Origin of the sequence: Streptomyces chrestomyceticus JCM 4735 (assembly GCF_003865135.1) — a bacterium.
Lineage (GTDB): Bacteria > Actinomycetota > Actinomycetes > Streptomycetales > Streptomycetaceae > Streptomyces > Streptomyces chrestomyceticus.
Map to the genome: position 1 here is coordinate 1,180,697 of NZ_BHZC01000001.1, position 17,688 is coordinate 1,198,384.

The window sequence follows — 17,688 nt, forward strand, 5'->3', positions numbered from 1 at the left end:
GTGGTCGGGGGCATGGCAGCACCGGTCGCGTTACGGCATCGCCAAGAGGAGGGCCGTGCAGACGCCGCCGAAGCCGCTGTTGAGGCTGAGCGCGTAGCGGGACTGCGGGGCGCGGCCCGGTTCGAGCACCAGGTCGAGGGGGCAGTCCTCGTCCGGGGCCAGGTGGTTGGCGTTGACGGGCAGCTCCCCGTGCCGGAAGGCGAGGGCGCAGACGGCCAGTTCGACCAGGCCGGAGGCTTCCAGGCAGTGTCCGTGCAGGGCCTTGGTGGAGCTGACGGGGACCCGTACGCCGTGCGGGGAGAGCGCGCTCACGATGGCGGCGGCCTCGCCCGCGTCGAAGGCGGCGGTGGCGGTCGCATGGGCGTTGAGGTAGCCGATCCGGTCGCCGGTGACCCCGGCGCGGCGCAGTGCGGTGGTGACGGCCGCCGCGGGGCCCCGGCCGTCGGGGTGGGGGCGGCAGACGTGGTGGGCCTCGGCGGCGTTGCCCCAGCCGCGGACGGTGGCCCACGGCGGTGCGGTGCCGGTGTGTTCGAGGACCACGGCGGCGGCGCCGTCGCCCAGCACGGGGCCCTCGCGGCCGGCGCTGAACGGGCGGCAGACGCCGTCGGGGGCGAGGATGCCGGCGCTGTCGAAGGCGGCGAACATGCTGGCGTCGACGAAGCTGGCCCCGGCGACGACGGCCCGCCGTTCGGCGGTGGTGCCGATGAGGTGGGCCGCCTCGGCGACGGCGGTGTTGGAGGCGGCGCAGGCGGCGGTGTGGACGGTGAGGACCTCGCGCAGGCCGCAGGCGCCCGCCAGTTCGGCGGCCAGCGCGGCCGTGTCCGGGCCGGCGTGCAGGGCGAGGACGAGCGGCGTGGCGGCGCGGTCGTCGGGAGAGAGTCCGGCCTGGTCGCAGGCTTCGCCGACGAGGCGTTCCAGTTCGCCGTACAGGTCGGGGGTGCCGGGGAGGACGGCGGCGTGGTGGGCGCGGTGGCGGGTGGTGTCGAAGCGGGTGACCCGGGAGGTGGCGGGTGTCGCGGAGGTCAGGCCCTTCCAGAGGGCGTCCGGGCCGTGGCCGTAGGCGGTCAGCACCGACAGGCCGGTGACGCGGGCCATCAGGACGCCACCGCGTGCCGGGGGCGGCAGGTCACGGGCAGTTCCGTCAGCCCCGCGGTGATGTGCAGATGGGTGATGTCGCCGGTCGAGCCGCGCTGCCAGGGCAGCGTGTCGAGCGGCCGGGCGGCGGCGAGGCCGGGCAGGCGGCGGAGCACGGCGCCGAGCGCGGTACGGCACAGCCCGACGGCGAGGGCGCTGCCCAGGCAGAAGTGCGGGCCGTGGGAGAAGACGAGGTCCTGGCCCCGCTCTCGCGTCAGGTCGAGGCGGTTGGGGGCGGTGAAGCGCCGCGGGTCGCGGTTGGCGAGGGCGAGGTGCACGACGACCGCGTCGCCCGGCTCCAGTCGCGCGCCGTACAGCTCGGTGGGCCGCACGGCGAAGCGCGGCATGGTGGCGGCCAGCGGTGAGGTGTAGCGCAGCAGTTCGTCGAGCCCTTCGGTGACCCGGGCGGGGTCGGCGAGGAGGTCGGGGTGGTGCCAGAGCGTGTACAGGCTCGACGTGAGGAAGTCGGCGACGGGCTCGTAGGTGGCGACGAGCAGCAGGAAGAGGGTGGAGGTCAGGTGCCCTTCGTCGAGGCCGGCGGCGTCGGCGTGCGCGATCATTCCGCTGACGGCGTCGGAGCCGGGGCTGCGCCGTCGGAAGGCCACCAGGTCGTGCAGCAGCTCGCTCATGGCCTCCCGCTCGGCCGCGTACCGCTCGCGGTCGGGGGACCCGGGGGATCGAACAGCGGTGCCGGGCCCCAGCGCCGCAGCTCCAGGGTGCGGCGGACGAAGTCGTCGGGATATCCCAGGAGTCCGGTGATCGCCCGGACGCCGAAGGGGTGGGCGAACTCGCCGACGAGGTCGGCGCGGCCGCGCTCGGCGATCGTGTCGAGCAGCTCCTCGGCCGTCCCGTCCGCCCGGTCGACGGCGGCCCGTACGCGCTCCGGCGTGAGCGCCGAGGCGCCCAGGTCCCGCAGGCTGCGGTGCAGGTCACCGTCGGTGTTGCCCATGCTGCGGACGATGCTGTCGGTGACCTGCGGTGCGGTGAAGCCCAGGTAGCGCGTCCACCGCTCACCGCCCCGCACGGCCGGTTTGGCGAAGCCGGTGTCCGTCATCGCCCGGCGCGCCGCGTCGTACCCGCTCGCGACCCAGACGGCGGAGCCGTCGGGCAGCTTCGCGCGCCACACCGGGGGCTCGCCCCGGGTGTCGATGCGCTCGGCCTCGGGACTGTGGCGGACCCGCGCGTCCATCAGCAGCGCCGTACCTGGGCCAGCGATCACCGCAGCCTCCCCACACTTCGAACACCCAGAGTCACTGGTAAATTACCATCCGTAAGATCATGTCACTACGCGTACCCCTCGAACGGGTGACGCGACAGGCGGGCGTACCGAGCGACCGGAGAGGGCCGGCACATGCACGAGGAAGGCATCGGCGCCTGGGCCGCGCGGCGGGCACGGCGCACCCCGCACCGCACGGCGGTGGTCCACGGCGACGGGCTGCGCATCAGCTACGCCGGTCTGTACGCCCATGCCACCCGCATCGCCCACACCCTGCGGCGCCACGGCGTACGCAAGGGCGACCGGGTCGGCTTCCTCGGCCCCAACCGGCCCGAGTTCCTCGCGTCCCTCTTCGCCACCGGCCTGCTCGGCGCCGTGTTCGTCCCCTTCAACGTACGGCTCGGCCCGCCGGAACTGGCCTGTCAACTGGCGGACTGCGGCGCCCGGGTACTGCTGCGCACCGGCCGCTCCCCCGGCGCTCCGGCGGGCACCGGCGTACCGGTGGTCGTGGTGGACGCGGCGGGAGAGGCCGCCCCCGCGCCCCCGGTCGAGGAAACCGTGACACCGGACGACCCGTGCGTGATCCTCTACACCTCCGGCACCACCGGCCACCCCAAAGGCGCCGTCCTCACCCACGCCAACCTCACCTGGAACGCCGTCAACGTCCTGATCGACATGGACCTGACGACCGACGAGACGGCCCTGATCGCCGCACCGCTCTACCACGCCGCCGCACTGGGCATGCAGGCCCTGCCGGTGCTGCTCAAGGGCGGCACCTGTGTGCTGATGGAGTCCTTCGACGCGGGCGCGGCGCTCGGGGCCGTCGAACGGCACCGTGTCACGTCCCTGTTCGGCGTCCCCACGATGTTCCGCCGGATCGCCGCCCACCCGCGCTGGCCGGACGCCGACCTGTCGTCCCTGCGCACCCTGGTGTGCGGCGGCGCCCAGGTGCCCGAGGCGCTGGTCGGCACCTACGCACGGCGTGGGCTCGTACTGCGCCAGGGGTACGGCATGACCGAGGCGGCGCCCGGTGTCCTGCTGACTCCCCCCGGGCCGGCCGGCGCCGCGCCGGGGCCCGCGGGTGTGCCGCACCTGTTCACCGATGTCCGCGTCGTGGTCCCGGGCCCGAACGGCCCGGCCGGCTCCGCCGACGAAGAGACCGCCGATGCCGCCGTCGGCGAGACGGGTGAACTGCTCGTCCACGGCCCCAACGTGATGGCCGGTTACTGGAACCGCCCCCAGGAGACCGCGGCCGTCTTCACGGACGGCTGGCTGCACACCGGCGACGCGGCCCGCGCGGACGCCGACGGCGGGGTGACCGTCGTGGACCGCATCAAGGAAATGATCATTTCGGGCGGCGAGAACATCTACCCGGCCGAGGTCGAGCACGCGCTCCTGGCCCACCCGGACGTCGCCGACTGCGCCGTGATCCCCGTACCCGACACGGAGTGGGGCGAGGTCGGCCGCGCGGTCCTCGTGGCGGCGCCGGGCGTGGTCCTCGACCCGGACGAGGTCCTCGCCTCCCTTTCCGGCCGCCTGGCCGGCTACAAGATCCCTCGCTCCGCCGTCGTCGCACCGGACCTGCCCCGCACGGGCACGGGCAAAGCCGTACGCCGACAGCTCAAGGACCGGTACGGCGCCCCCTGAACCGGCCCCCTGTCACGACAGGAGCGAGCGCCAGCGGTCGGCCGACTCCGTCATGTCCAGGACGACCCGCTCCAGGAACGTGCCCGACCTGGCCAGCCGCTCCCCCACCGGGCTGTCGGGCCCGAACGCCTCCGCCGCCGCCAGCGCGGCCCGCGCCGACTCCAGCGTCCGCCGCGCGCTGAGCACGACCGAGTGGTACCAGGCGTCGTCGTCGACCACGTAGACGTCGCGGCGCCGGTGCGCGTCGCGCTCGCGCCGGACGTAGCCGTGCTGGACCAGGTAGTTCACGGCCACGGACACGGAGGCCGGGCTGACGCCGAGCCTGCGGGTCAGCTCGGCCGCGGTGCGCCTGCCGTCCTCGGACAGCAGCAGGTCGACGTGGACGCGCGCCGTGGTCCTCGGCAGTCCCGCCCTGACCGCCAGCTCGATCACCTCCTGTTCCACCGCGCCGTCCGGCCCTCCCGGCGTACGGGGCGGCGCCGGTGTGCCACGCCGCGCCCGCTGGGCCGTCGCCCGGTGCGCCTGCTGGGGCCGGTAGTCGCCGGGGCCGCCGTTGCGTGCGACCTCCCGGCTGACCGTCGAAGTTGGTCGGCCGAGCCGTCTGGCGATCTCGGCGTAGGTGAGCCCGTCGGCGAGTCCGGCCGCGACGCGCTGGCGGTCCTGCTGGGTCAGTCGTCCTCCTGGCATGGCGGCAGTATTGCCTTCACCTCCCCTCATTGCAACGCGCTGTTGCATTCGAGGACAGCGTCATTGCACCAATATTCCACCTCTTACCTGCGGTGATGCATTTCGGGCGATTGACGTGATGGTGAATGCAACGTAGCTTTCGGGCTGCGCCAAAACGCGTACTATCGCGATATGAGGAGAGCGTCATGAGCGAGTCCCTCCACACCGTCCCCACACTGCCGACAGGCCGCAGGTCCGGCTGTCCGTTCGCCCCGCCGACCGTGCTGACCGACGCCCGCCGGCACGGCCCGATCAGCCGCTACACCTTCCCCGGCGGGAAACCCGGCTGGCTGATCACCGGCTACGACCTGGCCCGCGCGGTCCTGGCCGACCAGCGGTTCAGCTCACGCAAGGAGCTGATGCGGCACCACCCGACCATCGACTACGGCGACATCGAGGTCCCCCCGGCGCCGCCCGGCGAGTTCCTCCTCATGGACGACCCGGAGCACCGGCGCTACCGCAAGCCCCTGGCCGGCAAGTTCACCGTCCGGCGGATGCGGCTACTCACCGAGCGCGTCGAGCAGGTCACCGCCGACTGCCTGGACGCCATGGAGAAGACCGGACCGCCGGCGGACCTGGTGTCCGCGTTCGCCAAGCCCATCCCCGCCGTCCTGATCTGCGAGCTGCTGGGGGTGCCGTACGAGGACCGGGGCTCCTTCCAGGCGCAGGTCGAGTCGTTCATGAGCGGGGAGACGACCGACGAGGAGCTGATAGCGGCCTACACGGCGGTGCAGAACTACCTCGCGGAGCTGGTGGCCGCGAAGCGCGCGAACCCCACCGACGACGTGCTCAGCGAACTCACCGACAGCGACCTGACCGACGAGGAGCTGCGCGGGATCAGCCTGATCCTGCTGGCGGCCGGGCTCGACACCACCGCGAACATGCTGGCACTGGGCACCTTCGCGCTGTTGCAGAACCCTGCCCAGTTGGCCGCGCTGCGCGCCGAACCGGCGCTCGCCGACCGGGCCGTGGAGGAGCTGCTGCGGTATCTGAGCGTCGCCAAGACGTTCCTGCGGATGCCGTTGGAGGACGTCGAACTCGGCGGCCACACCATCGAGGCCGGCTCGCCGGTGATCCTGTCGATCAACGCCGCCAACCGTGACCCCGAGCGCTTCGTCGATCCGCACACGCTCGACCTCCGGCGGCAGGGCGGCGGACACCTGGCCTTCGGCCACGGCATCCACCAGTGCCTGGGTCAGCAACTGGCCCGCGTCGAGATGGGGGTCGCGTTCCCCGCGCTGGTCAACCGCTTCCCGTCGCTGCGCCTGGCCGTACCGGCCGAGGAGGTCGAGCTGCGCCCGGAGATCGCGGACATCTACGGGGTGAAGCGCCTCCCGGTCACCTGGGACGTGTGACCGGGAACCCCGGAGGGCTGCCGCTCGCGCCCGCTCAGCCGCCCGCCCCGGAGGAGCCCAGCTCCGCCCACCCCACCGTCCGGTCGCACCACCGCTCCAGCAGGACGCGATCGTGCCCGACCGCCAGCAGCCCGGCCCCCGACTCGCGCCGGTACTCCTCCACGACCGCCACCAGCGCGGCCGTCGTCGACGCGTCGAGCATCGCGGTCATCTCGTCGCAGATCAGCCAGCGCGGGCGCAGGACCAGGGCGCGGGCCAGGCAGGCGCGCTGGAGCTGGCCGTCGCTCACCTCGTGGGGGCGGCGGGCCAGGAGGTCGGCGGAGAGCCCCACCGTGGGGGCCAGTTCGGCGAGGCGGGCGGGGATCTCGGGGCGGCGGCCGGTGGCGCGCAGGGGTTCGGTGATCAGGTCGGCGAGGCGGAGGCGTGGGTCGGCGGACAGGCGGGGCTGCTGGAAGACGACGCCGTACGCGGTGCGCTGGGCGGGGGTGGCGCGGTGGCGGTAGCCGCTGACGGGTTCGCCGTCGAGGACGACGGTGCCGGCGTCCGGGCGATGCAGCAGCGCGGCCACCCGGGCCAGCGTCGACTTGCCGCAGCCGCTGGGCCCGAGCAGGCCGACGGCCTCGGCGCTCGCGATGCGCAGGGTCACGTCGCGGACGACCGGGCGGCTGCGGTCGTAGCCCGCGGTGATCGAGTGGAGTTCAAGCACGGGCTGCCCCCTCGGGTGCGACCTGGTGTGCGGGGGCCTCGGGCGGCTCCAGCGGATGGTGGCAGGCGGTGCCGTCGGTCAGCGCGGGCACGGCAGTCGTGCAGCGGTCCGTGGCCCGGTCGCAGCGGGCGGCGAAGGCGCAGCCCGGCGGGAGGTCGCCGAGTTCCGGCGGCATTCCGGGGATGGGGGTGAAGGCACGGTCCGGGAGGGCGTCGAGCAGGCCGCGCGCGTACGGGTGGCGGGGGCCGGGGGTGCCGAAGAAGTCCGCCGCTTCCGCGAGTTCGACGATCCGGCCCGCGTACATGACGGCCACCCGGTCGGCGATCCGCTCGGCCGCCGCCAGGTCGTGGGTGATCATGAGGAGTGCCCGCCCGGGCCCCTCGGTGGCGCCGGGTGCGTCGATGTGGCGGCGCAGTTCGTCGACCGTACGGTCCACCAGGTCGCGGTCCAGGCCGGTCGTCGGTTCGTCGGCGAGCAGCAGCGGGGCGTCGCCGACCAGCGCGAGGGCGGTGGCGGCGCGCTGCGCGAGGCCGCCGGAGAGTTCGTGCGGATGGCGGTCGAGGTGGTCGGCGGGGAAGGCGGCCCGTGCCGCGGCCTGCTCGGCGGCGGCCCGCAGCGCGTGCTTGGGGGTGCCGGTCAGCTCCCGGACGGTCTCCTCGAGCTGCGCCCGTACGGTGCGTACGGGGGTGAGGTGGGCAGCGGGGCTCTGGGGCACCAGGCCGATGCGGCGGCCACGTACGGAGCGGGACAGCTCGCGTTCGGAGGCGGTGAGCAGTTCCGTGCCGTCCAGGTGCGCGGTGCCCGCGGTCTGCGCGTTGCCCGGGAGGAGCCCGAGCAGCGCGGAGGCCAGCACGGACTTGCCGCAGCCGCTCTCGCCGACGAGCGCGAGGCACTGGCCGGGCGCGAGGTCGAAGGACGCGCCGGTGACGGCGGCGACGTGCCGCCCGCCGCGCATCCGGAAGCGTACGGAGAGGTCGCGTACGGACAGCACGGGACGGGCCGCGGATTCGGACGGCTCGGGACGGCCCGCGGGGGCGGACGGCTCGGTCACAGCATCAGCTCCGATCGGCGGCGCGGGTTGATGCGTTCGCGCCAGACACCGGCCAGGCCCGCGACGGCGAGCGTGGGAACGATGATGAACAGGCCCGGGAAGAGCGTCGGCCACCAGTCGCCCGCGAGCAGCGAGCTGCGCGCGCTGTTGACCATGTTGCCGAGGCTCGCCTCGTGCGCGGGCAGCCCGAGGCCCAGGAAGGACAGCGCGGACTCGTGCCAGATGGCGTGCGGGACCATCAGGACGGCGGCGAGCCCGGCCTGCGGCAGGACGCCCGGCAGCAGGTGGCGGACGGCGACCCGCCACCGGGAGGCGCCGCCGGAGACGGCCGCGTCGATGTACGGGCGGGAGCGCAGCGAGAGCACCTCGGCCCGGACGATCCGGGCGGTGGACAGCCAGTGGGTCAGCGCCACCGAGATGATCACGGGCCAGACGCCGGGCCGGAACATCGCCACGATGAAGATGCCGAGCAGCAGGTGCGGCACGGAGGAGAACAGGTCCACGACGCGCATCACACCGCGGTCCGCCCAGCCGCCGAGCGCTCCGGCCAGCGCGCCGACCGCGGTGCCGATGACGGTGGCGACGAACGCCGCGACCACACCGACGAGCAGCGAGACGCGCAGCCCGTAGACGCAGCGCAGCAGCAGGTCGCGGCCCACCTCGTCGGTGCCGAAGGGGTGGGCGAGGGAGGGCGCCCGGAGTTTGGCGGCGAGGTCGACGGCCTGCTGGTCCAGGGGGAACAGCAGGGGGACGACGATCACGGCCAGGAGGACGGCCGCCACCAGGACGGCGGAGGTGCGGACCCGCAGGGTACGGGTACGGGTGCGGGCGCCGTGTCCGCCGGGCCGCGCGGAGCGCTGGTGCCAGTGGGTGGCGGCGGACGCGGCAGCCGTTGCGCCGGGTGCGTTCACCGTCTCAGCCATCGAATCCCACCCTCGGATCGGCGAGTCCGTACAACAGGTCGGAGAGCAGGTTGCCGATCAGCACGGCGATCGTGGCGAGCACCGTCAGCGCGGCCAGCAGCGGGAAGTCCACGCTCGTCGCCGCGTCCACGGTGGCGGCGGCGATGCCCGGCCAACTGAAGACGGACTCCACCAGCAGCGCCCCGGTGATCAGTTCCGGTACGCGCGAGCCGACCAGGGTGAGGACCGGCAGCAGCCCGGAGCGCAGGGCGTGCTGGAAGAGCACGGTGCGCTCGCTGAGGCCGCGGGCCCGCGCGCCGCGCACCGGGTCCTCCTCCAGCGCGTCGCCGACCCCCTGCCGTACGTACAGCACGAACCACGGGAGCTGGGAGACGGCGAGGACCAGCGCCGGGAGCACGACGTGCCGCGCGACCTGCCCGGCTGTGGCGATCCCGCTGCCGGTGTCGGTCAGGCCGCCGGCCGGCAGGACGCCGAGCTTGAGCGCGAACAGCCAGACGGCCAGCAGTCCGAGCCAGAACGGCGGGGCGGCCTCCAGGGTGTACGCGGCGGAGGTGACGGCGCGGTCGAGCATCGAGCCGGGCCGGCGGGCCGCCAGGACACCCAGCAGCGTGCCCACGACGATGGCGATCACGAACGCCAGGGCGCACAGCAGCACCGACCAGCCGATGCGCTCGCCGATGACCTGCGAGACGGGTGCGCGCAGTGTCGCGGAGTCGCCGAGGTCGCCGGTGAGCGCGCCGGTCAGCCAGTGCCACCAGCGGCCCAGGAGCGGCTGGTCGACGCCGAGGTTGTGCCGGATCTGGTCGAGGTTCGCCTGGGAGGCGGTGAGCCCGGCGGTGCCCGCGTACGCCCTGACCGGGTCGAAGGGCGCAGCGGCCGCGACGGCGAACACGCCGAGGGTGACGGCGAGGAGGACGGGTACGGCGAACAGGGCGCGCCGTCCCGTCATCCGCGCCATGGGGGCCCAGGGCAGTTGTGCGAGGCGGCTCACGCGGCGGGCTGCCAGTCCTCCACGTTCCACCACGGGCCGGAGGCCAGGCCGTGGTCGTGCGGCTCGACCTGGGTGGTGAGGTCCTTCCACCGGTCCTTGACCACGTACAGGTGGTCGATGTGGGTGAGGAAGACGTACGCGGGGTCGTCGACGAGTTCGCGCTGCACGGTGTCGTAGCCGGCCTTGCGCGCGGCCTTGTCGTCGGTGCGGCGGGCGTCCACCAGCGCCTTGTCGACCTTGGGGTTGTCGTAGCGCGACATGTTGTTGAAGCCGTCGCCCGCCAGCGAGGAGTGCAGCAGCAGGTACTGGTCGAAGTCCGGGTCGGCGGGGCTGCCGCCGCCCGCGAGGACCGCGTCGGTCTTCATGTTCGGCATGATCGCTTCCCAGGGGCCGGACTCGACCTTCACCTCGACGCCGGCCTTCTTGGCGTCGGAGGCGAAGGCGAGCGCGTGCTCCTGGCGGAGCTTGTCGCCGGCCAGGTACCAGAGCTTGAAGGAGGCGGGCTGTCCGTCCTTGGCGCGGATGCCGTTGTCGCCCTTCTTCCAGCCGGCGTCGTCGAGGATCTGCTCGGCCTTCTTCAGGTCGTGGGCGCGCTCGGTGCCCTTGGCGAACCAGGGGCTGTCGGTCGGCACGGGCCCGTAGGCGGGCTTGCCGGCGCCGTCGAGGATGCCGTCGACCATGGCCTTGCGGTCCACCGCGATGTCCAGGGCCCGGCGGACGGCCTTGTCGCCGGTGACCTTGTTGGCGGTGGGCAGGGTGACGGTGCGGTAGTCGAAGGTCTTGGCGGCCAGGGACTTCTTGTCCTGGTCGGACTTGAAGGTGGCGGCGAGGTTGGGCGGCAGGATCGCGCCGTCGAGGTCGCCGGAGCGCAGCCGGGTGGCGCGCACGTCGTCGTCCTTGATGATCGCCATGGTGAAGTTCTTCACCTTGGGAGCGCCGCCCCAGTAGTGCGGGTTGGCCTTGAAGGTGAGCTTCTCGCCCTTGGACCACTTGGTGAGGATGTAGGGGCCGGTGCCGATCGGCGCGGTGGTGAAGGAGCCGTGGTTGATGTCCTGCTTGCCCGCGATGTGCTGCGGGGCGATCGGCAGGACGGTGCGCTCGGCGAACGGCGCGTAGGGGTACTTGAGGTGGAAGACGACGGTGCGGGCGTCCTTCTTCTCGACCTTCTCCAGGGCGTCCAGTTCGGCCTTGGAGGCGTTGTTGGTCTTCTCGTCGAGGATGGTCTCGTACGTGAAGACCACGTCGTCGGCGGTGAAGGGCTTGCCGTCGCTGAAGGTCACGCCGTCGCGCAGGGTGTACGTGTACGTCCGGCCGTCGTCGGAGACCTCGGGCAGCTTCGCGGCCAGCGCGGGCTTGAGCTTCATGTCCGCGTCGTGGGTGAGCAGCCCGTCGAAGATCTTGGAGTTGCCGTCCTTGCCGTAGCCCAGCAGCGGGCTCAGCGACTCCGGTTCGTAGGCGATGCCGACCACGGCGGAGTCCTGGGCGCCGGACGCGCCGCCCTTGCCGCCGGAGGGCGTCGAGCAGGCCGCCGCCGTGAGCGCCACCGTTCCCGCCAGTGCCGCGGCGGCTGCCGAGCGTATCGACCGGGACCTCATGCCCACTCCCTACTGAAGACCATGTGTTGTTGCAAAGTGCAGGCAATTAAACAACATGTGAGAAACGGAAGCTCCGCCACCCCCTCGCGGGGCCGCCATCATGAGCACATGCCCGCCGATCCGCTCCCCCGCCTGCCCGCCGCCCTGCGGGACGTCCCCTACGAAGGCGCCCGGCACCCCGGCGCTCCCCCGCCGCCCGGCCGCCACCCGTACGACGTGACGGCGGGCGCCAACTGCCAGCTCTACGCCTACGCCGTGCTGCGCCACTTCGGACGCGAGGTGCCGCCGCTGCGGTCCGCCGAACTGTGGGCGGACACCGTGGCGACCGTACGGGCCGAGCCGCCGGGCCCGCTGGACCTCGTCCTCTTCGACGCCGGGGAGGTGCCGGAACGGCCCGCCGGGTACGGGGCGCACGTCGGCGTGCACCTGGGGCCCGACCAGGTGCTGCACCTCTGCAAGGAAGCCGGACGGCCCGCCGTGTGGACGTACGCGGACTTCGCCCGGCGGGCCCGCTACGCGCGGTTCCTGGGCGCGAAGCGGGTCCTGGCGGCGCCGGTCAGCCGGTAGCCGTCACCGGCCGGACGGCGCGCGTCACCAGTCCCCGCCGCCGAAACCGCCGCCGCTGTCGCCACCACCGAAGCCGCCGAAGTCACCGCCGCCGCCGAAGCCGCCGGAGAAGTCGTCCGGATTGAAGTCCGACCCGGAGACGTCGCCGCCCTCCGCGCCCTGCTGACCGCCGCCGAAGTCGGAGGCGTAGGCGGACGGACCCATCATGACGCTGCCGAGCATGGTGCCCACGAGGAGGCCCGGCAGCATGCCGCCGCCGAAGTAGCCGCCCGCCCAGGGGCCGTAGGCCGGGCCCGCGTCCCAGTAAGGACGCTGCCCGTACTCGGTCTGCACCGTGCGGGCCATCGGCTCCTGCCCGTCCGCCAGGCGCGCCTGGTCGGCGGCGCAGACCGGGACCGTACGCGGCGCCGCGCCGGCCGGCGCCCACTCCGCGTCCGCGACGGACGGCCCGTGCCGCGGGTCGAAGAAGCACGGCACCCGGCGTTCGGGCAGCGGCTTGCCCTCGCGCCGCGCGGCCAGGGTGGCCAGCGCGAACCGGCCGTCCTCCAGTGCCTTGGTGACCTGCTCGACGTCACCGGGGCGTTCGGCGCGGGCCATCGCCGTCTTGGCGTTCTCGTACGCGTCCAGCGCGTGGCTGTAGTCGGCACGCATCGCGTCGTCGGCGCCGGGCTCGCCGGGGGTGAAGTCGAGCCGGTCCAGTTCCTCGCCGAAGGCGGTGATGTCCTCGTCCACCACGACACGGAGCTGTTCCAGCGCGGCCCGCTCCTCCTCGGCCCGCCGCTTCTTGCTGCGGCGGTGCAGCGCGTAGGCGCCGCCACCGCCGACGGCCACCAGCGCGCCCAGGCCGACGAGCGCGCCGGTGCTGACACCGGCGCCGTCGCCGCCCCAGGAGGCCGGCTCGTGGCCGGACGCCTGCTGGGTGGCGGTGTCCACGAAGCTGTTCAGGCGCTCCTTGGTGGTGCCGTAGCCGGAGCGCTGGACCGCGCCGACGAGGTTGCGTACGGAGTTGACCGGCATCACCCGACGGTCGGCGGCGGCGTTGAACCGGTCGCCGAGTTCGACGGCGTAGACGCCGCTGACGCCGGTCTTGGTACGCAGGTCCCGCAGCAGGGTCTTGGGCCGGTACTCGGCGGCCTTGGGCAGCACCGCGACGAAGACCGGCTTCCCGGAGTCCTTGATCTTCTTGGCGAGGGCGTCCGCGTCGGCGGGCGACAGCTCGCCGGACGCCCGCGGGTCCACGTACACCGGGCCCTTCTTCAGGGCGTCCGCCGCCTCGTCGAGCCCGCCGGCGGCCCGTGCGCCGGGTGCCACGGCGGTGAGCACCGCCAGGAGGACGGCGGCCAGCAGGGACGCCGGGCCGGCCTGCGGGTACCGGCGGAGCGCCGCCCCGGAGGCCGTGCGACGACGGGTTGCGATCTTCATGAGTACGACGCTACCCGAACTGCACTTTTTAGACATAACGGTTGCGTAACGGGCGGAGCCGTGCTGCGCGCCCCCGGACACCGCACGCGGACACAGTGTCGTACAGCCGCGGCGCCCCGGCCGCTCAGGGACCCCCGGTGCGGTGGCCGTCGCCCCGGCACCGGTGATGATCTCACCGCGCGGGGAAGCTTCGCCCGACCGCCCCCGACGAAACGGAGGTCATCATGCGTACGGCGAAGGCCAAGGGCATAGCCGTCGGAGCCGCCACCACCGCCGCGGCAGCCGCCCTCGCGGTCGGCCCGGCCGCCGCCCCGTCCGTCGCCGGCCCGGCCCTGAAGGTCACCGCACCGGCCGCCGGCTCCAGCGCGAAGGTGGAGGGCAGCCTCCTCGTCCAGTGGTCGAACACCACCGGAAAGGAGGTGGACGTCTGGCTGAGCGCCCGCACGCCGTCCGGCGCCCACGACCGGCTGTCACTGGTCGCACCCAAGGCGGGCACCAGGAAGGCCGGCGAGGCACTGGCCACCCTGCCCGCCGTGCCGCCGGGCACCTCCTACACGATCGAGGTGACGACCCAGGACGGCAAGGAGAGTGACGTCAGCGGGCCGTTGAGCCTCATCGGGTAGGACACTCGTCGGCGGACGGTCCAGGACTCCCCCGTTCGCATACCGCGGCCTCCTCGGCGAGGACCGGCGCCCCGCTCGGTCCGGTGCGGAACCGGCCGTGCGGGGCGTTCGAGCCCACCGGAAGCGCTTACGGAGCCGGAAGTTCCACCAGCTCCGCCAGCGCCTCGCGATGCCGCCCCGGCGTCCCCAGCGCGATCTCGTCGGCCTTGGCGCGCTTGAGGAACAGGTGGGCGGGGTGCTCCCAGGTCATGCCGATGCCGCCGTGCAACTGGATGCATTCCTCGGCCGCGCGTACGGCTACGGGCGCGCAGTACGCCTGCGCGACCGCCACCGCCACCCGTGCGTCCGGGCTGCCGGTGGCCAGTGCGTCGGCGGCGTTGCGGGCTGCCGCGCGGGCCGAGGCGACCTCCAGCCAGAGTGCGGCCATCCGGTGCTTGAGCGCCTGGAACGAGCCGACGGGGCGCCCGAACTGGGTGCGCTGGGCGGTGTGCCGCACGGTCTCGGACAGGCACCATTCGGCGATGCCGAGCTGTTCGGAGGCGAGCAGTCCCGCGCCCGCGAGCAGGGCCCCGGTCACCGCCGCGCGGGCCGTGTCCTGCCCGGCCAGCAGCCGTCCGGCGGCGCGGTCGAGGGTGACGCGTGCCGGGACGCGGGTCAGGTCGAGCGCGGTGGCGGGCTCGGTGCGCACGCCGTCGGCCGTCGTGTCCACGGCGTACAGCGCGTATCCGTACGGGCCATCGGCCGGTACGAGCAGCACGTCCGCGGCGGCGGCGTCCGCGACGCCGGTCACCTCGCCGCTCAGCGTGCCGTCCGCGTCGGCCCGTACGGCCGGTTCCGGCAGGGTGCCCGGGGCCGTCGGCAGGGGCACGGCGAGCACGCCGACGCTGCGCCCTTCGGCGAGTGCGGCGAGCGGTCCGGCCACTTCCGGGCGGTCCGTCTCGCAGCCGAGCAGCGCGGTCACGGCCACCACCGCGCTGGTCAGGTACGGAACGGGGGCCATCGCGCGGCCCAGTTCCTCCAGGACCACGGCGGCCTCGCGGGCGCTCGCGCCCTGCCCACCGAGCTTCTCCGGGACCAGCAGTCCGGCCGTACCCATGCCGACGGCCAGCGAACGCCACAGTCCGGTGTCGTGCGTGCGGCCGCTCTCCAGGTCCGCGAGGACGGCGGCCGGGCCGCCGCGGTCGGTGAGCAGCGAGCGGACGGCGGCCCGCAGGTCGTCCTCGGCCTCCGAGTAGAGGAGGTCGGGGGCGGGGCCGGGCTGTGCGGGGGCGGCCTGGGCCCCGTTCGGAGCGGTCATCGGGGGAGGTCCTTCCAGGCGACGTCCTTGTCGGTGCGCGGCTCGGGCGGCAGCCCCAGGACGCGTTCGGCGACGATGTTCAGCAGCACCTCGGAGGTGCCGCCCTCGATGGAGTTGCCCTTGGCGCGCAGGTAGCGGTAGCCGGCCTCGCGTCCGGTGAAGTCCACGCCCTCGGGGCGGCGCAGCGTCCAGTCGTCGTACAGCAGCCCCTCGTCGGCCAGGAACTCCACCTCCCAGCCGCTGATCTGCTGGGCCAGCCGGGCGAACGCCAGCTTCATGCCGCTGCCTTCCGGCCCCGGCTGCCCCTTCGCGAGCTGCTGGCGCAGCCGCTCCCCCGTGAGGCGGGCGACCTCGGCGTCCACCCAGTGGCGCAGCAGCCGCTGGTGGAGGTCGTGGGTGCGGGCCTCGGGGCGCTCGCGCCACGCCTGGGCGGCGACGCCGATCATGCCGCCCTCGCGCGGCAGCCGGGCGCCGCCGATCGCCACCCGCTCGTTCATCAGCGTGGTCTGCGCGACCTTCCAGCCCTCCCCCACCTCGCCGAGGCGGTGCGCGTCGGGAATCCGTACGCCCGTCAGGAAGACCTCGTTGAACTCGGCCTCGCCGGTGATCTGCCGCAGCGGCCGCACCTCGACGCCGGGGTCGGTCATGTCGCACACGAAGTAGGTGATGCCACGGTGCTTGGGCAGTTCCGGGTCCGTACGGGCGATGAGGATCGCCCAGCGGGCCTGGTGGGCGCCGGACGTCCAGACCTTCTGGCCGTCCACCGTCCAGTGGTTGCCGTCCCGTACGGCGCGGGTGGCGAGCGCGGCCAGGTCCGAGCCGGCGCCGGGCTCGCTGAACAACTGGCACCACACCTCTTCGCCGGTCCACAGCGGCCGCAGGAAGCGCTTCTTCTGCTCGTCCGTGCCGAAGCGGAGGATGGTGGGGGCGGCCATGCCCAGGCCGATGCCGATACGGCGCGGATTGTTGTCCGGTGCGCCCGCCGCCTCCAGTTCGGCGTCGACTACGGCCTGGAGCGCGCGCGGCGCGTCGAGTCCGCCGAGACCCCGGGGGAAGTGCACCCAGGCCAGCCCGGCGTCGAAGCGCGCGCGCAGGAAGTCGAGGGGAGCGGTGGTGGCGGGCGGGTGCGCTGCGAGCAGGTCGGCGGTGCGGTGGCGCAGTCCCTCGGCGTCGAGGCGCCCGGCCTCGGTGGTCTCCTCGGTCGTCATCACGCGTCCTCCAGGCCGGGGACGACGACGAGGCGGCCGGTGGTGGTGCCGTCGACGACCCGCTGTACGGCTTCGGCCGCGCCGGACAGCGGCACCCGGCCGCCGATCAGCGGCTTGATGACGCCCTGGGCGGCCAGCTTGGTCAGTTCCTCGTGGCAGGCGTCGACCGCGGCCGGGTCCTTGGTGTTGTACAGGCCCCAGTGCAGGCCGAGGATCGTGTAGTTCTTCACGAGGGCGTGGTTGAGGCCGGGGGACGGTACGGAGCCGCTGGCGAAGCCGACGACCACGATCCGCCCCTCGAAGGCGACACATTTGACGGACTTGGCGTACGCGTCGCCGCCCACCGGGTCGTAGACCACGTCGGCGCCCCGGCCGCCGGTCGCCTCCTTGACGGCGGCCACCAGGTCGTCGGTGCGGCGGTCCAGCACTACGTCGCAGCCCAGTTCACGGGCGACCGCCGCCTTCTCGGGGCCGCCCACCACCCCGATGACCCGCGCCCCGGCGGCCTTGCCGAGCTGGACGGCGGCGCTGCCGACCCCGCCCGCCGCGGCGTGCACGAGCAGCGTCTCGCCGGGCTGGAGGCGGGCCCGGCGGTGCAGGCCGAACCAGCCGGTCTGGTAGCCGATGTGCAGTGCGGCGGCCTCCGCGTCGTCCAGGGCGTCCGGCGCGGGACGCACCGACGCCGCGTCCGCGAGGGCCAGTTCGGCGAAGCCGCCGTCCGGCAGCGGAGGCTGGGCCAGGACCCGGGCGCCCACTTCGGCGGACGCGCCCTCGCCGGCGGCGAGCACCTCGCCGCAGATCTCCACGCCCGGCGTGAAGGGCAGCGGCGGACGGACCTGGTACTGGCCGCGGCACAGCAGCGCGTCGGGGAAGTTGACGTCGGCCGCCCGCACCCGCAGCAGCAGTTGCCCCGGCCCAGGCCGCGGGTCCGGCACTTCTTCCAGCCGCATCACCTCGCGAGGCTCGCCGTTCTCGTGTACGCGCCATGCCTTCACAGGTGCCTCCACAGACCTCGGGTACGCGGGGAGCGCGGGGCCGGAACCCGCCGGGCCCCGCGACCCTCGGCATACTAAGCGGTCGGTATCCCGGAGGGAACAGGCGATCGCGGGCGGCCTCGTACCGGCAGCACCCGGAGCCCCGGTACCGGCGGCCCCCGAAGTCCGCGACCGGCAGCGCCCGGAGCCTGGTACTGGCAGGGTCAGGCACCGACCGGCCCGGTGGACGACA

At 73.9% G+C, this 17,688-nt stretch carries 17 protein-coding genes; 4 read left to right on the forward strand and 13 right to left on the reverse strand.

Features of this window, described 5'->3' with window-relative positions:
* Positions 1–30: 30 nt before the first annotated feature.
* From EJG53_RS04800 to EJG53_RS04810, 3 genes are read right to left on the reverse strand one after another with little or no spacing between them, the layout of a single operon-like run.
* On the reverse strand, positions 31–1,095 hold the full coding sequence (locus EJG53_RS04800) for a beta-ketoacyl-[acyl-carrier-protein] synthase family protein (protein ID WP_125043756.1): 1,065 nt from the start codon (positions 1,093–1,095) through the stop codon (positions 31–33).
* A complete protein-coding gene (locus tag EJG53_RS04805; protein ID WP_125043757.1) occupies positions 1,095–1,763 on the reverse strand; it encodes a cytochrome P450 in 669 nt (222 codons plus the stop codon). The genes EJG53_RS04800 and EJG53_RS04805 overlap by 1 nt, the downstream gene beginning before the upstream one ends.
* The gene (locus EJG53_RS04810) at positions 1,760–2,353 is read right to left on the reverse strand and encodes a cytochrome P450 family protein (protein WP_125043759.1); all 594 of its coding nucleotides are present in this window, start codon (positions 2,351–2,353) and stop codon (positions 1,760–1,762) included. The genes EJG53_RS04805 and EJG53_RS04810 overlap by 4 nt, the downstream gene beginning before the upstream one ends.
* Positions 2,354–2,485: 132 nt before the next feature.
* Here EJG53_RS04810 and EJG53_RS04815 point away from each other — a divergent pair, with 132 nt between their 5' ends.
* Positions 2,486–3,997, forward strand: coding sequence for an acyl-CoA synthetase (locus EJG53_RS04815; protein ID WP_125043761.1), 1,512 nt, complete (start codon positions 2,486–2,488; stop codon positions 3,995–3,997).
* A gap of 12 nt (positions 3,998–4,009) precedes the next feature.
* Here the strand turns inward: EJG53_RS04815 and EJG53_RS04820 are convergent, their stop codons facing one another.
* On the reverse strand, positions 4,010–4,684 hold the full coding sequence (locus EJG53_RS04820; protein WP_167515054.1) for a GbsR/MarR family transcriptional regulator: 675 nt from the start codon (positions 4,682–4,684) through the stop codon (positions 4,010–4,012).
* Between the two features lie 185 nt (positions 4,685–4,869).
* On the opposite strand from EJG53_RS04820, the gene EJG53_RS04825 reads away from it, so the two are divergent.
* Positions 4,870–6,078 (forward strand): cytochrome P450, encoded by a 1,209-nt coding sequence (locus EJG53_RS04825; RefSeq protein ID WP_125043765.1) that lies wholly within the window; start codon positions 4,870–4,872, stop codon positions 6,076–6,078.
* Between the two features lie 34 nt (positions 6,079–6,112).
* Here EJG53_RS04825 and EJG53_RS04830 read toward each other — a convergent pair whose 3' ends face one another.
* From EJG53_RS04830 to EJG53_RS04850, 5 genes are all read right to left on the reverse strand, one after another.
* Positions 6,113–6,784, reverse strand: a complete 672-nt coding sequence (locus tag EJG53_RS04830; protein ID WP_125043767.1) for an ABC transporter ATP-binding protein — start codon at positions 6,782–6,784, stop codon at positions 6,113–6,115.
* Positions 6,777–7,739, reverse strand: coding sequence for an ABC transporter ATP-binding protein (locus tag EJG53_RS04835; RefSeq protein ID WP_125049160.1), 963 nt, complete (start codon positions 7,737–7,739; stop codon positions 6,777–6,779). The genes EJG53_RS04830 and EJG53_RS04835 overlap by 8 nt, the downstream gene beginning before the upstream one ends.
* 92 nt (positions 7,740–7,831) lie before the next feature.
* The gene (locus tag EJG53_RS04840) at positions 7,832–8,758 is read right to left on the reverse strand and encodes an ABC transporter permease (protein WP_125043769.1); all 927 of its coding nucleotides are present in this window, start codon (positions 8,756–8,758) and stop codon (positions 7,832–7,834) included.
* Positions 8,751–9,716 carry an ABC transporter permease gene (locus EJG53_RS04845; protein ID WP_125049161.1) on the reverse strand — a complete coding sequence of 322 codons (966 nt, stop codon included), beginning with the start codon at positions 9,714–9,716 and terminating at the stop codon, positions 8,751–8,753. Before EJG53_RS04845 ends, EJG53_RS04840 begins: the two co-directional genes overlap by 8 nt.
* A 29-nt stretch (positions 9,717–9,745) precedes the next feature.
* Positions 9,746–11,344: an ABC transporter substrate-binding protein gene (locus EJG53_RS04850; RefSeq protein WP_125043771.1), complete on the reverse strand. Its 1,599-nt coding sequence runs from the start codon at positions 11,342–11,344 to the stop codon at positions 9,746–9,748.
* 108 nt (positions 11,345–11,452) lie between these two features.
* Here EJG53_RS04850 and EJG53_RS04855 point away from each other — a divergent pair, with 108 nt between their 5' ends.
* Positions 11,453–11,911 (forward strand): cell wall hydrolase, encoded by a 459-nt coding sequence (locus EJG53_RS04855; protein WP_125043773.1) that lies wholly within the window; start codon positions 11,453–11,455, stop codon positions 11,909–11,911.
* Positions 11,912–11,935: 24 nt separating this feature from the next.
* Here EJG53_RS04855 and EJG53_RS04860 read toward each other — a convergent pair whose 3' ends face one another.
* The gene (locus EJG53_RS04860) at positions 11,936–13,333 is read right to left on the reverse strand and encodes a hypothetical protein (protein ID WP_125043774.1); all 1,398 of its coding nucleotides are present in this window, start codon (positions 13,331–13,333) and stop codon (positions 11,936–11,938) included.
* A 224-nt stretch (positions 13,334–13,557) separates the two neighbouring features.
* Between EJG53_RS04860 and EJG53_RS04865 the strand changes: the two genes are divergently transcribed.
* A complete protein-coding gene (locus tag EJG53_RS04865; RefSeq protein ID WP_125043776.1) occupies positions 13,558–13,956 on the forward strand; it encodes a hypothetical protein in 399 nt (132 codons plus the stop codon).
* Between the two features lie 127 nt (positions 13,957–14,083).
* On the opposite strand, the gene EJG53_RS04870 is transcribed toward EJG53_RS04865, so the two are convergent.
* From EJG53_RS04870 to EJG53_RS04880, 3 genes are read right to left on the reverse strand one after another with little or no spacing between them, the layout of a single operon-like run.
* Positions 14,084–15,253, reverse strand: coding sequence for an acyl-CoA dehydrogenase family protein (locus tag EJG53_RS04870; RefSeq protein WP_125043778.1), 1,170 nt, complete (start codon positions 15,251–15,253; stop codon positions 14,084–14,086).
* A complete protein-coding gene (locus EJG53_RS04875) occupies positions 15,250–16,461 on the reverse strand; it encodes an acyl-CoA dehydrogenase family protein (protein ID WP_125043780.1) in 1,212 nt (403 codons plus the stop codon). Before EJG53_RS04875 ends, EJG53_RS04870 begins: the two co-directional genes overlap by 4 nt.
* The gene (locus EJG53_RS04880) at positions 16,461–17,456 is read right to left on the reverse strand and encodes an NADPH:quinone oxidoreductase family protein (RefSeq protein ID WP_125043782.1); all 996 of its coding nucleotides are present in this window, start codon (positions 17,454–17,456) and stop codon (positions 16,461–16,463) included. The genes EJG53_RS04875 and EJG53_RS04880 overlap by 1 nt, the downstream gene beginning before the upstream one ends.
* Between the last annotated feature and the right edge of the window lie 232 nt (positions 17,457–17,688).